The sequence below is a fragment of the Mesorhizobium sp. M0159 genome (genome assembly GCF_040322295.1).
Taxonomy (GTDB): domain Bacteria; phylum Pseudomonadota; class Alphaproteobacteria; order Rhizobiales; family Rhizobiaceae; genus Mesorhizobium.
Genome location: NZ_JAMYTF010000044.1, coordinates 20,786 through 40,339, shown reverse-complemented (window position 1 = coordinate 40,339; position 19,554 = coordinate 20,786). Strand labels below are relative to the sequence as shown.

Annotated in this window: 18 protein-coding genes; 4 read left to right on the top strand and 14 right to left on the bottom strand. The window is 64.7% G+C overall.

Features of this window, described 5'->3' with window-relative positions; translation table 11 throughout:
* Positions 1-154: 154 nt before the first annotated feature.
* The 5 genes from NKJ32_RS28560 to NKJ32_RS28540 form a co-directional block, all read right to left on the bottom strand.
* The gene (locus tag NKJ32_RS28560; protein ID WP_352829574.1) at positions 155-1,093 is read right to left on the bottom strand and encodes an ABC transporter substrate-binding protein; all 939 of its coding nucleotides are present in this window, start codon (positions 1,091-1,093) and stop codon (positions 155-157) included.
* 86 nt (positions 1,094-1,179) lie between these two features.
* On the bottom strand, positions 1,180-2,157 hold the full coding sequence (locus NKJ32_RS28555; protein WP_502896740.1) for an ABC transporter permease subunit: 978 nt from the start codon (positions 2,155-2,157) through the stop codon (positions 1,180-1,182).
* Positions 2,158-2,177: 20 nt separating this feature from the next.
* Positions 2,178-3,722: a sugar ABC transporter ATP-binding protein gene (locus tag NKJ32_RS28550; RefSeq protein ID WP_352757317.1), complete on the bottom strand. Its 1,545-nt coding sequence runs from the start codon at positions 3,720-3,722 to the stop codon at positions 2,178-2,180.
* The gene (locus NKJ32_RS28545) at positions 3,719-5,098 is read right to left on the bottom strand and encodes an FGGY-family carbohydrate kinase (RefSeq protein ID WP_352757315.1); all 1,380 of its coding nucleotides are present in this window, start codon (positions 5,096-5,098) and stop codon (positions 3,719-3,721) included. Before NKJ32_RS28545 ends, NKJ32_RS28550 begins: the two co-directional genes overlap by 4 nt.
* A complete protein-coding gene (locus tag NKJ32_RS28540) occupies positions 5,095-5,877 on the bottom strand; it encodes a DeoR/GlpR family DNA-binding transcription regulator (RefSeq protein ID WP_352757313.1) in 783 nt (260 codons plus the stop codon). The genes NKJ32_RS28545 and NKJ32_RS28540 overlap by 4 nt, the downstream gene beginning before the upstream one ends.
* Positions 5,878-6,105: 228 nt before the next feature.
* Between NKJ32_RS28540 and NKJ32_RS28535 the strand changes: the two genes are divergently transcribed.
* The 3 genes from NKJ32_RS28535 to NKJ32_RS28525 are packed head-to-tail and all read left to right on the top strand — an operon-like array spanning position 6,106 to position 9,285.
* Positions 6,106-7,149, top strand: a complete 1,044-nt coding sequence (locus NKJ32_RS28535) for a class II aldolase/adducin family protein (RefSeq protein ID WP_352757311.1) — start codon at positions 6,106-6,108, stop codon at positions 7,147-7,149.
* 1 nt (position 7,150) lies between these two features.
* Positions 7,151-8,437, top strand: a complete 1,287-nt coding sequence (locus tag NKJ32_RS28530; RefSeq protein ID WP_352757309.1) for an FGGY-family carbohydrate kinase — start codon at positions 7,151-7,153, stop codon at positions 8,435-8,437.
* The gene (locus NKJ32_RS28525; RefSeq protein ID WP_023680489.1) at positions 8,434-9,285 is read left to right on the top strand and encodes a TIGR01459 family HAD-type hydrolase; all 852 of its coding nucleotides are present in this window, start codon (positions 8,434-8,436) and stop codon (positions 9,283-9,285) included. Before NKJ32_RS28530 ends, NKJ32_RS28525 begins: the two co-directional genes overlap by 4 nt.
* Before the next feature lie 20 nt (positions 9,286-9,305).
* Here NKJ32_RS28525 and NKJ32_RS28520 read toward each other — a convergent pair whose 3' ends face one another.
* The 6 genes from NKJ32_RS28520 to tesB form a co-directional block, all read right to left on the bottom strand.
* Complete coding sequence (locus NKJ32_RS28520) at positions 9,306-10,112, bottom strand: exodeoxyribonuclease III (RefSeq protein ID WP_352757307.1); 807 nt, start codon at positions 10,110-10,112, stop codon at positions 9,306-9,308.
* A gap of 133 nt (positions 10,113-10,245) precedes the next feature.
* Positions 10,246-10,929: an outer membrane lipoprotein carrier protein LolA gene (locus tag NKJ32_RS28515; RefSeq protein ID WP_031213172.1), complete on the bottom strand. Its 684-nt coding sequence runs from the start codon at positions 10,927-10,929 to the stop codon at positions 10,246-10,248.
* Positions 10,930-11,063: 134 nt separating this feature from the next.
* Complete coding sequence (locus tag NKJ32_RS28510) at positions 11,064-13,721, bottom strand: FtsK/SpoIIIE family DNA translocase (RefSeq protein WP_352829571.1); 2,658 nt, start codon at positions 13,719-13,721, stop codon at positions 11,064-11,066.
* Positions 13,722-14,063: 342 nt separating this feature from the next.
* Positions 14,064-15,386, bottom strand: coding sequence for an ammonium transporter (locus tag NKJ32_RS28505; RefSeq protein WP_031212694.1), 1,323 nt, complete (start codon positions 15,384-15,386; stop codon positions 14,064-14,066).
* 49 nt (positions 15,387-15,435) lie between these two features.
* Entirely contained in the window at positions 15,436-15,774 is a 339-nt protein-coding gene (locus NKJ32_RS28500) for a P-II family nitrogen regulator (protein ID WP_023679755.1), read from the bottom strand.
* A 219-nt stretch (positions 15,775-15,993) separates the two neighbouring features.
* Positions 15,994-16,869 carry an acyl-CoA thioesterase II gene (tesB, locus tag NKJ32_RS28495; RefSeq protein ID WP_352578118.1) on the bottom strand — a complete coding sequence of 292 codons (876 nt, stop codon included), beginning with the start codon at positions 16,867-16,869 and terminating at the stop codon, positions 15,994-15,996.
* A 101-nt stretch (positions 16,870-16,970) separates the two neighbouring features.
* Between tesB and NKJ32_RS28490 the strand changes: the two genes are divergently transcribed.
* Positions 16,971-18,215 (top strand): ubiquinone biosynthesis hydroxylase, encoded by a 1,245-nt coding sequence (locus NKJ32_RS28490; RefSeq protein WP_352578117.1) that lies wholly within the window; start codon positions 16,971-16,973, stop codon positions 18,213-18,215.
* 31 nt (positions 18,216-18,246) lie between these two features.
* Here NKJ32_RS28490 and NKJ32_RS28485 read toward each other — a convergent pair whose 3' ends face one another.
* The 3 genes from NKJ32_RS28485 to NKJ32_RS28475 all read right to left on the bottom strand — a co-directional run bounded on the left by NKJ32_RS28485 (position 18,247) and on the right by NKJ32_RS28475 (position 19,516).
* On the bottom strand, positions 18,247-18,774 hold the full coding sequence (locus NKJ32_RS28485) for a hypothetical protein (protein ID WP_352578116.1): 528 nt from the start codon (positions 18,772-18,774) through the stop codon (positions 18,247-18,249).
* Positions 18,775-18,917: 143 nt separating this feature from the next.
* Positions 18,918-19,274 (bottom strand): YciI family protein, encoded by a 357-nt coding sequence (locus NKJ32_RS28480; protein ID WP_352450152.1) that lies wholly within the window; start codon positions 19,272-19,274, stop codon positions 18,918-18,920.
* A 2-nt stretch (positions 19,275-19,276) separates the two neighbouring features.
* A complete protein-coding gene (locus tag NKJ32_RS28475) occupies positions 19,277-19,516 on the bottom strand; it encodes a hypothetical protein (protein ID WP_031212700.1) in 240 nt (79 codons plus the stop codon).
* Between the last annotated feature and the right edge of the window lie 38 nt (positions 19,517-19,554).

Below are 19,554 nucleotides of genomic sequence, written 5' to 3'. Positions count from 1 at the left end.
CCCCCCGACACCTCTTTTTGTGCTGCTTCCGCCCCCCTCCTACTCTAGGTTCTCTTTCACACCCGCATCCCCCAACCCGTGTTTGGGGTTCACCCCTCCCCTCTCTAAACCCCGGGCCCCGCCCCCCCCCCCCCCCCCACCAGGCTTGGGAGGCTTAGCGAGCCGCGGTCCAGCCCTTGTAATCCTTCAAATTGTCGGCCGTGATCAGCTTCGGGTCGAGCAGCACCGTCGGCTCGGCCGGCTTCTTGCCGGCAAGCAGGTCAGCCGCCATCGTCAGCGACTGGCCGGCCATCACATAGGGATCCTGCGAGGCCGAGGCCTTGATCATCGACGTGCCGGAGGCGAGTTCCTTCTCGATATCGGGTGCACCGTCGACCGCGGTGAAGATGAACTCCGAGCGGTTGAGCTGCTTGGCCGCAAGCTGGGCGCCGATCGCCGTCGGATCGTTGATGGCGAAGACCGCGTCGATCTTGTCGAAACGCGTCAGCAGCGACTGGAACACTTTCAGGCCGCCGTCACGCGAGCCTTCGGCGTTCTGGTCGTCGGAAAGGATCTTGATGTCGGGGTGCTTTGCCAGCACGTCCTTGCAGCCCTTGACCCGCTCCAGGATCGACGACGAGGCCGGGCCATTGAGGATGACATAGTCGCCCTTGCCGCCGGTATTATCGACCAGATACTGGCACGCCTCTTCGCCGGCCTTGACGTTGTTGGTCATCACGGTGACGTCGGCGTCCGGCGCCGAAACGTCGAAAGCGGCAACGACGATGCCGGCCGCCTGCGCCTTCTTCACCGCCGGCGCGATCGCCTTGGCATCGACTGCGTTGAGCATGATGACGTCGACACCGGCAGCGATGAAGGAATCGACCTGCGATACCTGCTTGTTGAGATCGTAGTCGGCCGATACCGATGTCACCTGCACATTCGGGTTGATCTTCTTGGCCGCGTCCTCGATGCCCTTGATGGTGGCGACGAAGAACGGGTTGCCGAGCAGTCCGACCGAGATGCCGACCTTGTTCAGATCCTTTGCCGATGCCGGCGCGATGACGGCGGCCGCAAGGGCGACGCCGCAGAGCAGTTTAGCGATGGTCTTCATTGTTTTATTTTCCTCCTGATGCCCCGCGCCTCTCACGGTGCGTTACACATGAAACCGGCTCGTTGGATGCCGGCGACTAAGGGCCATCACGTTCTTGCTCCTGCCTGGAGCCGGTAACGGTCGAGGGCGACCGCCACGATGATGACCAATCCCTTGATGATGTACTGCCAGATGTCCGAAACACCGGCGAGGATGAGCCCGTTGGACAGCACGGCGATGATCAGGCCGCCGATCAGCGTGCCCCAGATCGAGCCGACACCGCCGACGAAACTGGTGCCGCCGAGGATGACTGCGGCAATGGCGTCGAGTTCGTAGGACTGGCCGAGCTGAAGCCCGTTGGCGGCATAGAGCCGGGCCGCCGACATGGCGCCGCCAAGGCCGGCCAGAAGGCCGGAAACGCCGTAGACGAAGAGCAGCACCAGCGGCACCTTGATGCCGGTCAGCCTGGCGGCCTCGGCGTTGCCGCCGACGGCGTAGATCCAGGTGCCGAGCACGGTGCGCTTGAGCACCAGCCAGGACAGGACGACGACCGCCAGCGCGATGATTACCAGCCACGGAACGCCGAACAGCGAACCGTTGCCGATGAAGTCGAACGGCAGGTCCGCGTTGAACACCGTCGTGTCCTGGCCGAGCAGGCGGGCGACGCCGCGCACGGCGGTCAGCGATCCCAGCGTGACGATGAAGGGCGGCAGCTTGATATAGGCGATCAGCAGCCCGTTGATGACGCCGAAACCGAGCCCGACGAGAATGGCCGCGGGCACGCCCAGCAGTCCCCAATCGGGCACCAGCGACACCATCACCGCCACCATCGCCGAGGCGGCAAGGATCGAGCCGACGGACAGGTCGATGCCGCCGGTCAGGATGACGAAGGTCATGCCGGCGGCCAGCACGATATTGATCGACGATTGCTGCATGACGATCAGCAGGTTGGTCTGGGTGAAAAAGCGCGGATTGATGAACTGGAAGCCGACCGCCAGCAGGATCAGGATCGGCAGCATGCCGAGTGCGGCGATGGCGGTACGCCACCTCGTGCTCCTGCCGACCGCCCGGTCGTCCGCTTTCATCGTGTCGGCCACCTTGTCGGTCATCGCTGAGCCGCTCCCGTTGCAAGTTCCATGATCGCTTCCTGCCGCAGCGGCTCGCCCTCCGACGCCGTCACCTCGCCGGCAATGGTGCCGTCGCGCATCACCAGCACGCGGTCGGCGATGCCGATCACCTCCGGCAGTTCGCTGGAGATCATCAGGATGGCGATGCCTTTCTTGGCCAGGTTGTCGATCAGCCGATAGATTTCCGACTTCGCCCCGACATCGACGCCGCGGGTCGGCTCATCGAGGATGACGACCTGCGGCTCGGTTTCCAGCAGGCGGGCGAGCAGCACCTTCTGCTGGTTGCCGCCCGACAGCGAGCCGGCATTGGCCTGCACCGAGCTGGTGCGGATGGAGAGGTCTGACACCGCCTTGGCGGCGCGCTTTTCGGCAGCCGTGAAGTCGCGCAAACCGCCGGCCTTCGCGTCCTTTGCCAGCACGCCCATGCTGATATTGTCGGAGATCGACATGTCGAGAAACAGGCCAAGTTGCTTGCGGTCCTCGGTCAGGTAGGCGATGCCGGCATCGAGCGCCTCGCTCGGCGAACCGATGGATATCGGTTTGCCGCCGAGCTCCAGCGTGCCTGATGTGTGCCTGTCGGCGCCGAAGATCAGCCGTGCCAGTTCGGTGCGGCCCGAGCCGACCAGGCCGGCCAGTGCCAGCACCTCGCCCTGGTGGAGGTCGAAGGAACAATTCTTTATGAGATTGCCGTCCGACATGTCGCGCACCGACAGCGCGATGGCGCGCTTGCTGTCCGGCGGACGGTGATCCTTCTTGTAGAACGTCGACAGATCGCGCCCGACCATCATCGATACCAGGCGCGAGGCGTTCAGGTCGGCGCGGTCGAGCGTGCCGACATAGCCGCTGTCGCGTAGCACGCTGACGCGGTCGGCGAGCTGGTAGACCTCTTCCATGCGGTGGCTGATGTAGATGATGGCGATGCCTTGCGACTTCAGCGTCGCGATCACCTCGAACAGCCGGTCGGTCTCACGCGAGGTCAGCGACGTGGTCGGCTCGTCCATGACGATGATGCGCGCATTGGTCGACAGCGCGCGGGCGATTTCCACCAGCTGTCGCTCGCCGAGCGACAGGCTTGCGACCGGAGTGCGCGCCGAGAAGGTCACGCCAAGCCGCGCGATGATCTCGCTGGCGCGCCGATTGCACTGCTCGCGGTCGACAACGCCGAACCGTCGCGGCTCGTTGCCGAGAAAAATGTTCTGCGCTACCGACAGATTAGGCGCCAGCGACAGCTCCTGATAGATGACCGCAATGCCGGCGGCGCGCGCCTTGATCGGGTCGCCAGTCGCGGCCGGCACTCCGTCGATCAGGATTTCGCCGCCGGGGTCCGGCCGGTAGGCGCCGGACAGCACCTTCATCAGCGTCGACTTGCCGGCACCGTTTTCGCCCATCAGCGCGTGCAGCTCGCCGGCGTGAACGGTCAGCGACACATCGTGCAAGGCGCGGATCGCACCGAACGTCTTGGAGATGTGGCGCATCTCCAGCACCGGCTGGCGCACCGTCTCGATCCGGGCGGCGGCGCTCATCGCGCAGCTCCTGCAGCTGCGCTGGCCACAGCCCGGTCGGCGGCAAGGCCGCGCCAGTCGTTGCGATAGCCGGCAAGGCCGCTGAAACTTGCCGCATGCACCGCCTCCGGCGCTTCGGTGGCAAACTGGCGTCCGACGCTTTCGAAGGCAAGTGCGGCAGCACCGGTGGCGCTGCCCTCCAGCGTTGCGCCCTGCAGGAAAGCCTGCCCGGGCCGCAACTGCGCCAGCAACGCGGCAAGCAGCCCGCCATTGTTCAGACCGCCGTCGACGATCACTGTGTTGTCCGAATGGATCAGCTCGAGGCACAGATCGACCATCAGCGCGACATAGAGCAGCGCCATGGCCGCGCGTTCCTCGGCATTGGGCGTACGCCCGACCAGTTCGCCGCGGCGGTGCGGCATCGGGCCGCCGGGCGCGAAGCTCGGCAGCGCCATAATGCCGGCGTCGATCACCCGTTGTATCGATGACGGCGCGATTGCGCCCTGCCAGCCGGCGCTGATCGTGGCGAATTCGCGCCCGCCCATGAAGCGGACGGTTGGCACCGGGCCGCCATCGACATCGACATTGACCAGCATGTCGCGCTCGCCATCGAGTGCGTCGAGCGGGCAGTCCGGATTGAGCACGACCACCCAGGTGCCGGTCGAGACCACGGTCACCGGCCCGAGCTGCTGCCGGCGGTAGGCATGGAGCGCGGCATTGCTGTCGTGGACGCCATTATGGATGGCGACTGGCTTCGCGGCCTGGCCGAAGCGCTGCTCGCCGATCACCGCGCCGGCACGCTCGAAGGCGGGCATCTGGCCGCGCCAGCCCTCGGCATCGACCAGCGAGCTGAAATCGCGTTTGCGCGGCGCCCATAAATGCGAGTGGCAGCCAAGATACGACACTTCCGATACCGGCCGGCCGCCAAACCGCCAGCTCCAATATTGGGGGTAGCCGAGGATCGATTTCGCTGTGGCGAAGGCACCGGGCTCCACCTCCTTCAGCCACAACATGTGGCGGCCGTAGTTGAAGCCAAGCGGCAGGCGCGGCGAAAAGGTCTCGGCAAAATCCGGAATGCGGCGGTCGATCTGCGCGGCGATTTCAGCTGGCGGTTCCTGCTCGTAATCGAGGATCGGATGCGTCAGCGCGGCTTCGTCGACCAACGCGAAGGTGCAGCCATGGCCGGATACCATCAGCCCTTCCACGCCATGCGTGTCGACTGCATCATCGATGGCGCGAGCCGCCCAGTCGTGCAGCGCTGGCTCGTCGAGCACGCTGAAGCCGCCTTTGCGGATCCAGCTCGGCTGGGTGCGGCGCTCCTCGAGGATCTGTCCGTCCTGGCCGAAGACGAACAGCTTCGAATTGGTCTTGCCGAAATCGAGGACGGCGATGTTCACTGGGCGCCTCCCGAGGAAGCCGCGATCCGCACCATGACGCCGGCATCTTCGAGCATATGGGCATCTGTCTCGGACAGGCCGTCATCGGTGACCAGCGTGCCGATCCGCGACAGCGGCAGTGCCACATTGCGCGCGTGGATCGACAGTTTTCGGCTGTCGGCCAGCACGACGATCTGGTCGGCGCAGAGGCTGAGCTCGACGATCGAGCGGACCAGCAGCGGGTGCGATTCCAGAAGGCCTTCCTGGCCGATGCCTTGCGCGCCGAGAAAGAACTTCGAGGCGTAGAACGGCACCGTCTGCGTCAGCGAATGGATGATGCCCGGCTCGCGGTGCAGTTCGCCGCCGGCGACGGTGAGGCTGCAATGGCCGTGGTCGCTGAGATAGGCCGCGAGCGGCATCGAGTTGGTGTAGAGCCGGATGTTGCGGTCGGCGAGCTTGACGCCGAGATGGAAGCAGGTCGAACCGCCATGCACGATGACCGCGTCGCCGTCGCGCACCATGGTGGCGGCGAGAGCGGCGATCTGCCGCTTGGCCTCGACGGCGAGGTCGCGGTTCTCGTCATAGGGCCTGGCATAGGCGACGCCGGCTTGCGAAGCGCCATCGAGCGCCGAGATGCCGCCATAGACCTTGCGCGCTTCGCCGGCCTCGTCGATCTTGTCGATGTCGCGCCGCACTGTCGCCGCCGACACGCCAAGCCGCTCCTGCAGCTCGCGCACCGATGCGAAAGGCCGGTCCCGCAAAAGCTCGACAATCTGGCGCTGGCGGCCGGAGTCGCTCAACCCTTACCTCCCAATGCGCTTGCCTCCCAAGCATTTTGCAGGGCATTGCCATTTTGCACGGCAATTGGTGCAACTTACTCAACACGCCTCGGATTGCAAGCCTGATCTGACGCGATAACATCACTGTTGACGTAACTTACTCGCATCTGCGATACCAGCGTCGGTCTTCGTCCCGGCACCGGGACGTCCAAAGCCGTGGCCACGCGGCCGGTTTGTGGAGGAATTTCGATGACGATCAGTGCGGATGCGCAGGAACTGGCAGCGCTGCAGTCGCTTTCGGCCGCCATCGGCAGCGACCCGCATCTGACCCAGGCCGCCGGCGGCAACACCTCGCTGAAAGCCGGCGACACGCTCTGGATCAAGGCCTCCGGCACCTGGCTGAAGGACGCGCTCATCGCGGACATCATGGTGCCGGTCGGCATCCCGCCATTGCTCGACGCCATCGAACGGCGCGACCCGGCCGCCGAACAGCCGCAGGCCTTCACTGTCGGCGCCCTCAACGCGCGCGGCTTGCGCCCGTCGATCGAGACCACCGTGCATGCGCTGATGCCGCAGCGCATCGTTCTGCATGTTCACTGCGTCGAGACCATTTCGCTGGCCGTGCAGGCCGACTGCGAGGCCGAGGCCGCCAGACGGCTCGACGGCCATCAATGGGCGTATGTTCCCTATCGCCGGCCGGGACTGCCGCTCGCGCAGGGTATCGCCGAGCGCCTTCGGCCAGGCGTGGATATCCTGATCCTCGGCAATCACGGCCTGGTCGTTGCAGCCGAGACCGTCGCCGCGGCCGACATGCTGCTGCGGCGCGTGACACGACTGTTGGCGCGGCCGCCGCGCCAGGTGGCGGAACCGGACATCGCGGCATTGACGGCGCGCGCCGGCGACAGCGACTACAGATTGCCGGCGGACGTTGAGGCGCATGCGGTGGCGATCGACCCCGAAAGCTGCCGCATGGCTTCGGGTGGCAGCCTCTACCCCGACCACGTCATCTTTCTCGGCGAAGGCTCGGTCGTGGCGAGACCGGACGAGGGTGTGAAGCGCGTCATCGAGCGCTGCGGCGCCGCACCCGTGGCGATCCTGTTTCCTGGACTCGGCGTGTTGATGCGCGGCGACGCCGGCGCCGGTGCCGACGCCATGCAGCGCTGCCTTTCCGACGTGACAGCGCGGATCGATGTCTCGGCGAAGCTGAATTATCTGACAGCGGCGGAGAATGACGAGCTGATCAACTGGGACGCCGAAAAATATCGCCAGAAACTCAATGCCGGAGGCAGCTGACATGCCGCGTTCGTCTGGTCCGCTTGCCATCGGCATCGACATCGGCACATCCGGCGCGCGCGCCGTCGCCATGCGTCCGGATTTTTCCGTTGCCGCGCATTCCGCTATTGCCCTCGAGCGATTTGGGCCGAACGGCCGCGACCCCGCCATATGGTGGGAGGCGGTCGGCGCGACGTTGGCGGAACTGCTCAAATGTATCGATCGCGCGGCAGTGCGCTCGATCGCCGTCGACGGTACGTCGGGCACGCTGCTGCCGGTCGACGGCGCCGGGCGGCCGCTGGCCGAACCGCTGATGTACAACGACAAGGTCGCTGACGACACTATTCTGACAGCAATAGCCGGCGCGGCACCGGCAACGAGCGCTGCACTTGGGGCGACCTCCGGTCTCGCCAAGGCGCTGTCTTTCCAGCACCTGCCCGGCGTCGCCACTGTGCTGCACCAGGCAGACTGGATCGCCGGACAGTTTTCCGGCCGCTTCGATGTCAGCGACGAGAACAACGCCCTGAAGACCGGCTACGACGTCGAGGCCCGGCGCTGGCCGGACTGGATCGCGGCGACCGGCGTGCGCATGGAATTCCTGCCCCGCGTCGTCCGGCCGGGCGATGTCACGGACACGCTCACCGCCAGCGCTGCGAAAATGTTCGGCCTGCCGCGCGACGTGGTTATCGTTGCCGGCACGACGGATGGCTGCGCCTCATTCCTGGCGACCGGTGCGAGTGCCGCGGGCGACGGCGTTACCGCGCTCGGCTCGTCGCTGACCATCAAGATCCTCTCCGACCGGCCGATCTCGGCGCCGCAATTCGGCATCTACAGCCATCGGCTGGGTGACACCTACCTGGCGGGCGGCGCCTCGAACTCCGGCGGCAAGGTGCTGGCCCAGCATTTCCCCGTCGCCCGCATTGTCGAACTCAGCAAAAAAATCGACCCGGCGACGAAGACCGGCCTCGATTATTACCCGCTGCCGGCGCCGGGCGAACGCTTCCCCATAGCCGATCCGGCGCTGCCGCCGCGCCTCGAGCCGCGGCCCGCCGACGACGCCGACTATCTGAAAGCGATGTTCGAGGGTATTGCGGCGATCGAAGCGCTCGGCTATCGCCGGCTTGCCGAACTCGGCGCCCCCCGGCTGACATCGGTCAGGAGCGTCGGCGGCGGTGCGGCCAATCCGGCCTGGACAGCGATCCGGCAGCGCAAGCTTGGCGTCGCTCTCGTGCCGGCTCTTTCGGAGGAGGCCGCTGCCGGCACGGCGCGGCTGGCGCTGATGGGCGCAAGCGCAGCGGGGCTTTTATGACGGCCAAGGCAATTCAACACCTCGACGGCATCGCCGCGCTGACCGACCGCTATCAGGTGTTCCTGCTCGACCAATTTGGTGTGCTGCACGACGGCACCAGCGCCTATCCAGGTGCTGTCGAAGCGTTGTCGGCACTCAAGCGCGCCGGCAAGACCATCGTACTGATCTCGAATTCCGGCAAGCGGGCGCAACCCAATGAGCGCCGCCTGCTGAAGCTCGGTTTCGAACCGGGAAGCTGGGATCACTTTGTCTCCTCCGGCGAGGTGGCGTGGCGCTCCTTCCACCAAATGGCAGCATCCGGAGCCCTGCGCCCGCAGACAAAATGCCTGCTGATCCGCCGCGACAATGACCGTTCGGCTGTCGACGGCCTGCCCTTCGTCCTGGCCAAGGACGGCGACGATGCCGAACTGGTGCTGATTTCCGCCAGCGAGGGCGATCGCTACGACCTCGACCATTATCGCCGGCTTCTTGGTCCGGCGGCGGCGCGGCGGGTGCCATGCTTCTGCACCAATCCCGACAAGATCATGCTGACTGCCGTCGGCCCTCGCTTCGGCGCCGGCCGGCTCGCCGATCTCTACGAGAGCCTCGGCGGCAGCGTGGCGCGCATTGGCAAGCCCAATCCGCAGATATTCGAGGCAGCGCTGGCACTGGCGGGCCACCCGGAGCGCGACAGCGTGGTCTGCGTCGGCGACAGCGTCGAGCACGACATCGCCGGCGGCAACGGCGTCGGCGTCGCGACGACGCTGGTCCTGTCGGGCATATTGGCGGGGGCGCCTGACCTGGAGGACGTTTTCGCCACGCTGAACGCCCGTCCCGACTACATCGCGGATAGCTTCAGGTTTCGCTGAGTTGTTAAGGCGAGACAAAGCTAATCCAGGTTGAAACGCCCGATCACCGGCACATGGTCCGAGGGCCGTTCCCAGCCGCGCGCCGGCCGCAGGATTTCATAGCCGGCAAAATGCGGCACCAGGTTTGGCGACGACCAGACATGGTCGAGGCGGCGGCCGCGATTTGAGGCCAGCCAATCCAGGGCGCGATAGCTCCACCAGGTATAGAGTTTCTCCTCGTAAGGCACATTGAGCCGCATCAGGTCGATCCAGTCGCCGGCGAGCCGCATTGCCTCGAAGTTTTCCGTCTCGACCGGCGTATGGCTGACGACATTGAGGAGCTGCTTGTGCGACCAGACATCGTGCTCGAGCGGCGCGATGTTGAGGTCGCCGACCAGGATCGCGCCGGAGTGCTCGTCATGCTCGGCGCGGACGGCGTTCATCTCGGCAACGAAATCGAGCTTGTGCTTGAACTTGCGGTTGACGGCCGGGTCGGGCTCGTCGCCGCCGGCCGGTACGTAGAAATTGTGCAGCAGGATCGTTTTGCCGCCGGCGTTGACGGTGACCGACAGATGCCGGCTGTCGTCGATCTCGCAGAAGCGGCGCTTTTCGACCACCTCGATCGGCCGCCGCGCTATGGTGGCAACGCCGTGATAGCCCTTCTGGCCATGGAAGGCGATGTGCTCGTAGCCGAGCTTGCGGAACGCTTTCTCCGGAAACAATTCGTCCGGAACCTTGGTTTCCTGTAGGCAGAGCACGTCCGGCGCCTGCTCGACCAGCAGGCGTTCGACGATCGGCATACGCAGCCGGACGGAGTTGATGTTCCAGGTAGCGACGGAAAACGGCATGTGGGGTTCCGGACAACGCGAGATCCGCCGGATGGCTCCGACGGAAGTCAATCGCGGAAACTACTGCCAGCCGCGCACCGCAAAAACAAGCCGCCTGCACCAACGCGGAAAAGCCATCCCGCAACGGTAGAAGTTACCGTGTCTTGGTGTTCAGCTCGCGGTTCGCCGTATAGTCGATGGCGAAGGTGTCGGGGGCGAAGCTGACGCCCTCCTTGGTGTTGAAGATCATCACCGTCGTGTCCTTGCCTTGCGCATCGGTGATGGTCCACTGCCGCAATTCATAAGATTTCGGATCGAACATCATGGTGATCTTCGAATTGCCGAACACCGATTTGTCGGCAAGCTGGATGGTGGTGAGATCGTCCTCTTCCTTGACGCTTCTGACGCGCCCGCCCGACAGATCGATCTTGTCGTCGAGCAGCAGCTTCAGCGGCGTCTTCGACAGCGGATAGAGGTCGGAGGTCCGCAGCTTCTTGTTGAGGATGACCACCGACTTGCCGTCGGAAATCACTCTGAAATTCGAGGCGCCGTCGTAATTGAAGCGGATCTTGCCCGGCCGTTCCAGAAAGAACTTGCCGCCGGTCTGCTCGCCCTTGGGTCCGAACTGCACGAACTCGCCGCTCATCGATTTGACCGAGGAGAAATGATCGGCGATCTTCTGCGCCGTCGCCGGAACCGCTGCTTGCGCCGACGCCAGCAACTGGAAGCCGGGCACGAGGTTGGCGGCCGCCGCACCGGCCAGGACCAGGCCGAGGCCGAGCACCTGCCGGCGGGTTGGGGCGAAATCCCTGCTTGGGGCGAGAGTTGCGTTTTTCATGCCGGTCACCATCATCTGATTGCTTGCTCGTTATATTGGTCTGGCCCCCCAGTTGGGCTTAAGTTTGGCGGGCCGCACGGCGCCCGTCCGCTGCAACGCGCCAAAAGGTTCAAAGTTGCCGGCGCGGACGCGCTCTAGAACTTGTCGTCCTCCGTCGGCACCAGGATTTCGCGTTTTCCGGCATGGTTGGCCGGGCCGACAATGCCTTCCTTCTCCATCTTCTCGATGATCGAGGCGGCGCGGTTGTAGCCGATGCCGAGCCGGCGCTGGATGTAGCTGGTCGAGGCCTTGCCGTCGCGCAGCACCACCGCGACCGCCTGGTCGTAGGGATCGTCGGAATCCTCGAAATTACCGCCGTCGCCGCCGCCACTGCCTTTGCCCGTCGGCTCATCGTCATCCTTATCGTCGTCCTCGGTGATGGCGTCGAGATATTCCGGCACGCCCTGCAGCTTCAGATGCGCGACAATCTTCTCCACCTCGTCGTCGGAGACGAAGGGACCGTGCACGCGCTGGATGCGGCCGCCACCGGCCATGTAGAGCATGTCGCCCATGCCGAGCAGCTGTTCGGCGCCCTGCTCGCCCAGGATGGTGCGGCTGTCGATCTTCGATGTCACCTGGAAGGAGATGCGGGTCGGGAAATTCGCCTTGATGGTGCCGGTGATGACGTCGACCGACGGCCGCTGCGTCGCCATGATGACATGGATGCCGGCGGCGCGCGCCATCTGCGCCAGGCGCTGCACCGCGCCTTCGATGTCCTTGCCGGCGACCATCATCAAATCGGCCATCTCGTCGATGATGACGACGATGTAGGGCATCGGCTCGAGGTCGAGGTTCTCCGTCTCGTAGATCGCCTCGCCGGTTTGGCGGTCGAAGCCGGTCTGCACGGTGCGCGAGATCCTTTCGCCCTTTTTCTCGGCCTGCTGCACGCGCGCGTTGAAGCCGTCGATGTTGCGGACGCCGACCTTGGACATCTTGCGGTAGCGGTCCTCCATCTCCCGCACGGTCCATTTCAGCGCCACCACCGCCTTCTTCGGATCGGTGACGACCGGCGTCAGAAGATGCGGAATGCCGTCATAGACCGAGAGCTCCAGCATCTTTGGATCGATCATGATCAGCCGGCAGTCCTGCGGCGTCAGCCGGTAGAGCAGCGACAGGATCATGGTGTTGATGGCGACGGACTTGCCCGAGCCGGTGGTGCCGGCGACCAGCACGTGCGGCATTTTGGCGATGTCGACGATCACCGCCTCGCCATTGATGGTCTTGCCCAGCGCCAGCGCCAGCTTGGCCTTGGTGGTTTCGAAATCGCGGCTGGCCATGATCTCGCGCAAATAGACCGTCTCGCGCCTGGCGTTCGGCAATTCGATGCCGATCGCGTTGCGGCCGGGCACCACGGCGACACGGCAGGCGATGGCGCTCATCGAGCGGGCGATGTCGTCGGACAGGCCGATGACCCGCGACGATTTGATGCCGGGCGCCGGTTCCAGCTCGTAGAGCGTGACGACCGGACCCGGACGCACATGGATGATTTCGCCCTTGACGCCGAAATCCTCCAGCACGCCCTCGAGCAGGCGGGCGTTCTGCTCCAGAGCGTCCTTGGACAGGCTGGCGTCGCGCACCACGTTCTTTGGTTCCGACAGGAAGTGCAGCGACGGCATCTCGAATTTTTCCGAGCCGATCAGCGAAGTCTGCGCCTCGCGCTGGACGCGGGCGCCGGGGGCCGGCCGCGGCGCCGGCGCCTCGACGCGTGTCGCCGCGTCGGAACGGAAGTTCTGCACCTTGGCCATTGGCGCGGCGCGGCGCGGGCCGGCCGGCTCGGGCGCGAAATCCATTTCGTCGTCATTGTCGTCGTTACCGAAGACGTCGGCATCGTCAGGGTCGATCGAGGCACTGCGGTCGTTGACCATGGCGGCGAAGAATTCCGGCTCGACGCGGGCGCGCCCGCCCGGGCTCATCCGCGCCTCGGCGAACTCGGCCGATTCGACCCGTTCGGCCGCCCGCCGCCAGGCGCTGGGGCGCGGTTCCATCTCCGGCTCGAAATCGTCGCGCTCGCGCCGCCGCGCCGCGCGGCGGCGCAGATAGGCCCGCAGCGACAGCCACCAGTGGGTGATGGCGCCAAGCGCCAATATACCTTCGTCGCCCTCGTCCTCTTCATTGTCGAAAAGCAGGTCGTCCTGCGGATCGGGCACTACAGGCTGTTCGAGGACGGCAAAGCCGTTCTTGCGCGAAATCAGCGCCGAGCCATACAAGAATACCCACAGCGCCGGCGCTGCCAGGAGCACGGCGAGCACGCTGGCGACGAGGCCGGTCGGATAGCCGCCGATGACCAGGCCCGGGATATTGAGCACCATGTCGCCGAAGACGCCGCCGAGGCCGGTCGGCAGCGGCCAGGTCTTGGGCGGCACCACGCAGCCGGCAATTGCCGCGCCAAGCAGCGAAAACCCGAACCAGGCCAGCGCCCGTTTCGGCAGCCGGTCGACGCCGCGCGCGGTAAACAGCAGAAATCCCCAGATCACCGCCGGCACCAGCGCCGCAACGGCGGCAAGTCCGAAGAACTGCATGGCAATGTCGGAAAAGACGGCGCCAGCATAACCCATTGCATTGGTGACGATATTGTCGGTGGCATGCGAAAAGCTCGGATCGGCGACGTTCCAGGTGGCAAGGGCGGCGACGCCGAAACCAACCAGAGCAAACAGCCCGGCACCGACCAGCCGCCCGACCTGGCGCCTCGCGAACGACCGGATGCCGTGCTCCGTATCGGCCAGCGCAAGCGGTGCTGAAGCCCCTGAACGCATGCTCTTCCTCGTCTGTCGTTGCCCGGCCGGGCGCGGACGCGCAACACGGCAGATTCGGCTGTCAGACTAGCGGCGGGAAGGTTAAGGGCGCATTAACCATGGGCATTCTGCGTCACCGGAACGGGCGACCGCCACCACAGTTCGGAGCCGCTGCGGCCGCTGTTTCACGTCGCCGGCGGATCGAGCACCTTGATCAAGCGACCGTGATCGAGCCATCACGGCCATCCGCGCGCAAAAAAGAGGCCCGGAAATCTTCCGGGCCTCAAGGCGTGAGCCCTTTCGGGAGCATCACGACGGGATCTTCCCGGCACCGGCAAAACGCCGGTACCAGCCAATACCTTTTTACGGCACCACTTCGCCGTGCTGGCTGATGTCGAGGCCTTCGACCTCTTCCGGGGTGGAAGGACGCAGGCCGACCAGCGCCTTGACGATGTAGAGGATCACGAAGCTCGCGATCGCCGTCCACAGGATGGTGAAGACGATACCGTAGAGCTGCTTGCCGACAGAGGCGCCCGAGCCGAGGCTGTTGATCGCCGGATCGGCGAGCACGCCGGTCAGCAATGCACCGATGATGCCGCCGATGCCGTGCACGCCGAATGCATCGAGCGAGTCGTCATAGCCGAACGCGTGCTTGAGCTTGACGGCCGAGACGTAGCAGAGCACGCCGGCGACGATGCCGACGATGAAGGCGCCGGTCGGATTGACGAAGCCGGAAGCCGGCGTCACCGCGACCAGGCCAGCGACGGCGCCCGAGATGATGCCGAGAACGCTCGGCTTCTTGGCGACGATCCATTCGGCGAACATCCAGGCGAGCGCCGCAGCAGCAGCGGCAACCTGGGTGTTCAGCATTGCGGCACCGGCAAGGCCGTCGGCGGCCAGTTCCGAGCCGGCGTTGAAGCCGAACCAGCCGACCCACAGCAGCGAAGCGCCGATGACGGAGTAGACGAGGTTGTGCGGCGCCATGTTGGTGGTGCCGTAGCCTTCACGTTTGCCGAGAACCAGCGCGCAGACCAGGCCGGCAACACCGGCATTGATGTGAACGACGGTGCCGCCGGCGAAATCGAGAACGCCGGCTGTGCCGAGGAAGCCGCCGCCCCACACCCAGTGCGCGATCGGGGCGTAGACCACCAGCAGCCACGCGCCCATGAAGATGAGCAGCGCCGAGAACTTCATGCGTTCGGCGAAGGCGCCGGCAATCAGCGCCGGCGTGATGATGGCGAAGGTCATCTGGAACATCGAGAAGACGAACTCAGGAATGTTCGCCACGCCCGGCAGCCACAGCGAGGAGGTGGTGATGCCGTTGTGGAAGAACTTCGAGAAGCCGCCGAGATAGGCATTCATGCCGCCGCCATCCGAGAAGGCCAGCGAGTAGCCGAACATGAACCACAGCACCGTCACCAGGCAGGTGATGGCAAAGCTCTGCATGATGGTGGCGAGCACGTTCTTTTTGCGCACCATGCCGCCATAAAACAGCGCCAGGCCCGGTATGGTCATCATCAGCACCAGCGCCGTCGAGGTCAACATCCAGGCTGTGTTGCCGGTGTCGAGCGCGGGCGCAGGGGCAGCCGGTGCCGCCGGTGCCGCTTCCTGCGCGAACGCAGCAACCGTGCCCAGTGCAGCGAGAGCGAGCGAACCTAAAACGGCCGCGCGTCCCGTTATCTTCAAGGTGGAAGGAATATTCATTGAACTCTCCATTGGAATACGTATCCGCAGCTCAAAGCGCGTCGGTGTCTGTTTCGCCGGTGCGAATGCGCACCGCCTGGTCGATGCCGAAAACGAAGATCTTGCCGTCGCCGATCTGGCCGGTCTTGGCCGCCGCAGTGATGGCTTCGACGGCCTTGTCGACCATGTCGACAGCGACCGCGACTTCGATCTTGATTTTCGGCAGGAAGCTGACCGCGTATTCCGCCCCGCGATAGATTTCCGTGTGCCCCTTCTGACGTCCGTAGCCTTTTACTTCGGTGACGGTCAGGCCCTGGATGCCGACTGCGGTGAGCGCCTCGCGCACCTCGTCGAGCTTGAACGGCTTTATGATTGCCATCACGATCTTCATAAGGTTTCACCCTTTGCTGTTGCGGGTCCCCGCGTTTGCACGACTTCGCCGATCCCCATGAGAGCCGGAGAGTGCCCGCTAGGATTCAAGCTCCGTGCCAATTGCCGAAGCAGGGTGTTAAGCTGTTGTTAAACAACGAAATCGAGAAGGTCTGGCAGCTGCCTGTTCACAGGCGCGGCAGTGTATATGCTTAAAAAATAGGCAAATTTCGAAAAATGCCTACTCCGCAGGCGGCCGCTTCAGCCGGATGAGTCCTTCTTGGGCAACCGAGGCGATCAAGGTGCCGTCGCGGGCAAACAGCGAGCCGCGGGTAAAACCACGCGATCCTTGCGTCGACGGGCTGTCTTGCGTGTACAGCATCCAGTCGTCGAGCGGATGGCTGCGGTGGAACCACATGGCGTGGTCGAGGCTGGCTGCCTGGATATCACGATCGAAAATGGCGCGGCCATGGGCAAAGGTCGAGGTGTCGAGCAGCGTCATATCCGAGAGGTAAGCGAGCACGGCCGCCTGCGTGGCGCGGTCGGCTGGCACCGGGCCGGTGGTGCGGATCCAGATGTTCTGCTTCGGCTCGAGCTTTTCCCGGCTGGTATAATGCTTCAGCATCACCGGCTTCATCTCGATCGGCCGGTCGCGCTCCCAATAGCGCTTGATGCCGTCGGGCACGGCTTCGCCGAACTTACCCAGCAATTCGCGCTGCGACAGCAACGTGTCGGGCGCCGGCACGTCCTGCGGCATCGGCACCTGATGTTCCAGGCCGACCTCATCCTGCTGGAACGAGGCTTCCAGCGAAAAGATCGCCTGGCCGTGCTGGATCGCCACGACGCGGCGCGTGGTGAAGGAGCCGCCGTCACGGATGCGGTCGACCTCGTAAATGATAGGCACCTTGGTGTCGCCCGGCCGCATGAAATAGCCATGCAGCGAATGCACGTGGCGCTCGGGCTCGATCGTTCGCTGCGCGGCGACCAGCGCCTGGGCGATGGTCTGGCCGCCGAAGATGCGCTGCCAATCGAGCTTGGGGCTGCGACCACGATATAGGTTGTGTTCCAGCTGCTCGAGGTCGAGAATGCCGAGAAGCTCGTCCATGGCTGCCGTCATCTTGACCTCGCCGCAAAATTACCATGGCGGTTTCCGACAGGAACAGCGGGCAGTCAAGGGCGGAATGCCCGGCGACAGTCAGGCTGCGAAAGGAATTGCCCATGGTCGACAGCAAGAATTCGCTCGACGTTCTGGTCGCCGGCGCCGGTTATATCGGCTTGGCCGCCGCCGTGTCGCTGAAGCAGGCGCGGCCGAGCCTCGCCGTCGCCGTCGTCGATGCCGCGCCGGCCGGCGTCTGGCAGAAGGACGGCCGCGCCTCGGCGATTGCCGCCGCCGCGTGCCGCATGCTCGACCAGCTCGGCGTCTGGAACGAGATCGCGCCGGAGGCGCAGGCAATCACCGAAATGATTGTCACCGATTCGCGCACATCCGATCCGGTCCGCCCGGTGTTCCTCACCTTCGACGGCGAGGTCGCGCCCGGCGAACCCTTTGCGCATATGGTCGCCAACAAGGATTTGAACGGCGCCTTGCGCCGGCGCGCCGAACAACTCGGCATCGGCATCATCGAAGGCGTCGCCGTCAGCGCCTTCGACATCAACGGCGCCGGCATAACGGTGCATCTTGCCGACGGCGCGACGCTGAAGGCGCGGCTGCTGGTTGCCGCCGACGGCGTCAATTCGAAGCTGCGCGACATGGCCGGCATCAAGACGGTGAAATGGGAGTATGGCCAGTCCGGCATCGTCTGCACGGTGGCGCACGAGCGGCCGCACAACGGCCGCGCCGAAGAGCATTTCCTTCCCGCGGGCCCGTTTGCCACGCTGCCGCTCAAGCCGGGCAAGGACGGCACCAACCGCTCATCGATCGTCTGGGTCGAACGGTCGCAGGATGCCGAGAAACTGGTCAGTGGCGACACGCTGGTCCTGGAATATGAGCTCGAGCAGCGCTTTGGCCTCAAACTCGGCGAAATCCATATCGCCGACAAGCCGCGTGCCTGGCCTCTCGGGCTGACCATTGCGCGCGCCTTCGTCGCGCCGCGCATCGCCTTGGCCGGCGACGCCGCCCACGGCATCCACCCGATCGCCGGCCAGGGTCTCAATCTCGGCTTCAAGGACGTGGCGGCGCTGGCCGAAGTGGTGGTCGAGGGCGACCGGCTCGGCCAGGACATCGGCGCGCTCGACGTGCTCGAGCGCTACCAGCAATGGCGGCGTTTCGACACGGTGCAGATGGGCATCACCACCGATGTGCTGAACCGGATGTTTTCCAACGATTTCGGCCCGCTGCGCACTTTGCGCGACATCGGCCTCGGCCTTGTCGAACGCATGCCGCGGCTGAAGGGGTTCTTCATCCGCCACGCGTCGGGTCTGTCCGGCGACACGCCGAAACTGTTGAAGGGCGAGGCGATTTAGGCTTGGCAAGTGCGCGTCACTGGCCGTTCGGTCAGTTGACCTCGAAGCCCAGCTTCTGGCGCAGCCTGAGCATTCGCTGGTCGGAAATCTGCAGGCTTTGCCCACCCGCCTCCGCCACACGGCCGACCATCTGCAGCAGATCGTTCCTTTCAGCCGCGTCGAGGCGTTCGCGCAGGAACGGCGCCAGCTTGTCGATGACGACCGTGGCGTCGTCGATTTGCGAAGCCGCCCATTTGGCGTAGATCACCGCCTCATCGGTCTGCTTTTTATCGGCAATCTCCGAAATGACCGATTGAATGGCGGCTTCGCGTTGCGGCAGGATAGGACCGTTCTCGGAAACGATGGCGGTGATCAGCGTCGCGGCCGCCACGACCGGATCGTCGATCGCCGTCAGCGGCGAGAGTGCCGCCTGCTTGCGCAGCTTCTTGCGGCGCACATTGCCCTGCACGCGGCCAACGACGTCGGCAACCTCACGCGCCGCGTCGTTCATGATCTTCAGCCGGTACCACCAGAAGCCCGCTGCTCCGAGCAGGCCGATTGCTGCAATCAATATATGCATGCCCCGAAATCCCCCGATCTCGGCGACGATAGGAGAAGTATTGCTTCGCTTCAACACGCAAAAGTTGCGTCCGACGAAGAAAACGAAAGCCCATGCCAGTCGTTGGTCCCCGCCGCTCCGCGGAGGAACTTATCGAGACATCTCTATGACCCGGGCACCTTATAGATCGCCCGCACCTCGATCGTGCCGATTTCGGCCAGCGGAATCTCGCCCGCGATCTCCAGCGCCTCGTCGAGGCTCTCGGCCTCGATCATGACGAAACCGAGCAACTGCTCCTTGGTTTCGGCGAAGGGGCCGTCGGTGACCAGCCGCTTGCCCTTGCGCCTGCGAACGGTTTTCGACGTTTTCACCGATTGCAGCGCCTGCGCGATGATCAGCATCCCGCGTTGGTCCAATGACCGGTCATGGGCCATCGAATCGGCGTCGAGCTTGGCCAGCCTCTCGGGCGTCATTGCGTAGAGATCTTTTTCTTCACCATAAACCAGGCAAACATACTTCATTTTTATCTCCATTCCTGGCTTGAAGCCGAAGACGAGGCTACGGAAATCTCCGCGGAGCCCTTGCCTGCCGCAGAATCGAGACCGGCCGCAGCATAGTCGAGAAGAGATACCGCAATCCCGATAATGGCAATCGCCGCAAGCAATCGGCCGAAGCCGGAAGGCTGCAGGCGCGACCAGTCGGCTTGTTGTTCACCGGCCCTGTAGCCGGTGCTTGTGCAGTGAGCAGAAAACAGGTTGTTCATGTGGTCCTCCATCCGGCCACCAAGTCCATGGCCGCCCG

Coding starts and splice junctions, on each gene's coding strand:
- NKJ32_RS28485 (WP_352578116.1), bottom strand. CDS start 18,774: ATGCATATATTGATTGCAGCAATCGGCCTGCTCGGAGCAGCGGGCTTC.
- NKJ32_RS28525 (WP_023680489.1), top strand. CDS start 8,434: ATGACGGCCAAGGCAATTCAACACCTCGACGGCATCGCCGCGCTGACC.
- NKJ32_RS28500 (WP_023679755.1), bottom strand. CDS start 15,774: ATGAAGATCGTGATGGCAATCATAAAGCCGTTCAAGCTCGACGAGGTG.
- NKJ32_RS28490 (WP_352578117.1), top strand. CDS start 16,971: ATGGTCGACAGCAAGAATTCGCTCGACGTTCTGGTCGCCGGCGCCGGT.
- NKJ32_RS28480 (WP_352450152.1), bottom strand. CDS start 19,274: ATGAAGTATGTTTGCCTGGTTTATGGTGAAGAAAAAGATCTCTACGCA.
- NKJ32_RS28560 (WP_352829574.1), bottom strand. CDS start 1,093: ATGAAGACCATCGCTAAACTGCTCTGCGGCGTCGCCCTTGCGGCCGCC.
- NKJ32_RS28530 (WP_352757309.1), top strand. CDS start 7,151: ATGCCGCGTTCGTCTGGTCCGCTTGCCATCGGCATCGACATCGGCACA.
- tesB (WP_352578118.1), bottom strand. CDS start 16,869: ATGACGGCAGCCATGGACGAGCTTCTCGGCATTCTCGACCTCGAGCAG.
- NKJ32_RS28555 (WP_502896740.1), bottom strand. CDS start 2,157: ATGAAAGCGGACGACCGGGCGGTCGGCAGGAGCACGAGGTGGCGTACC.
- NKJ32_RS28535 (WP_352757311.1), top strand. CDS start 6,106: ATGACGATCAGTGCGGATGCGCAGGAACTGGCAGCGCTGCAGTCGCTT.
- NKJ32_RS28550 (WP_352757317.1), bottom strand. CDS start 3,722: ATGAGCGCCGCCGCCCGGATCGAGACGGTGCGCCAGCCGGTGCTGGAG.
- NKJ32_RS28510 (WP_352829571.1), bottom strand. CDS start 13,721: ATGCGTTCAGGGGCTTCAGCACCGCTTGCGCTGGCCGATACGGAGCAC.
- NKJ32_RS28515 (WP_031213172.1), bottom strand. CDS start 10,929: ATGAAAAACGCAACTCTCGCCCCAAGCAGGGATTTCGCCCCAACCCGC.
- NKJ32_RS28520 (WP_352757307.1), bottom strand. CDS start 10,112: ATGCCGTTTTCCGTCGCTACCTGGAACATCAACTCCGTCCGGCTGCGT.
- NKJ32_RS28475 (WP_031212700.1), bottom strand. CDS start 19,516: ATGAACAACCTGTTTTCTGCTCACTGCACAAGCACCGGCTACAGGGCC.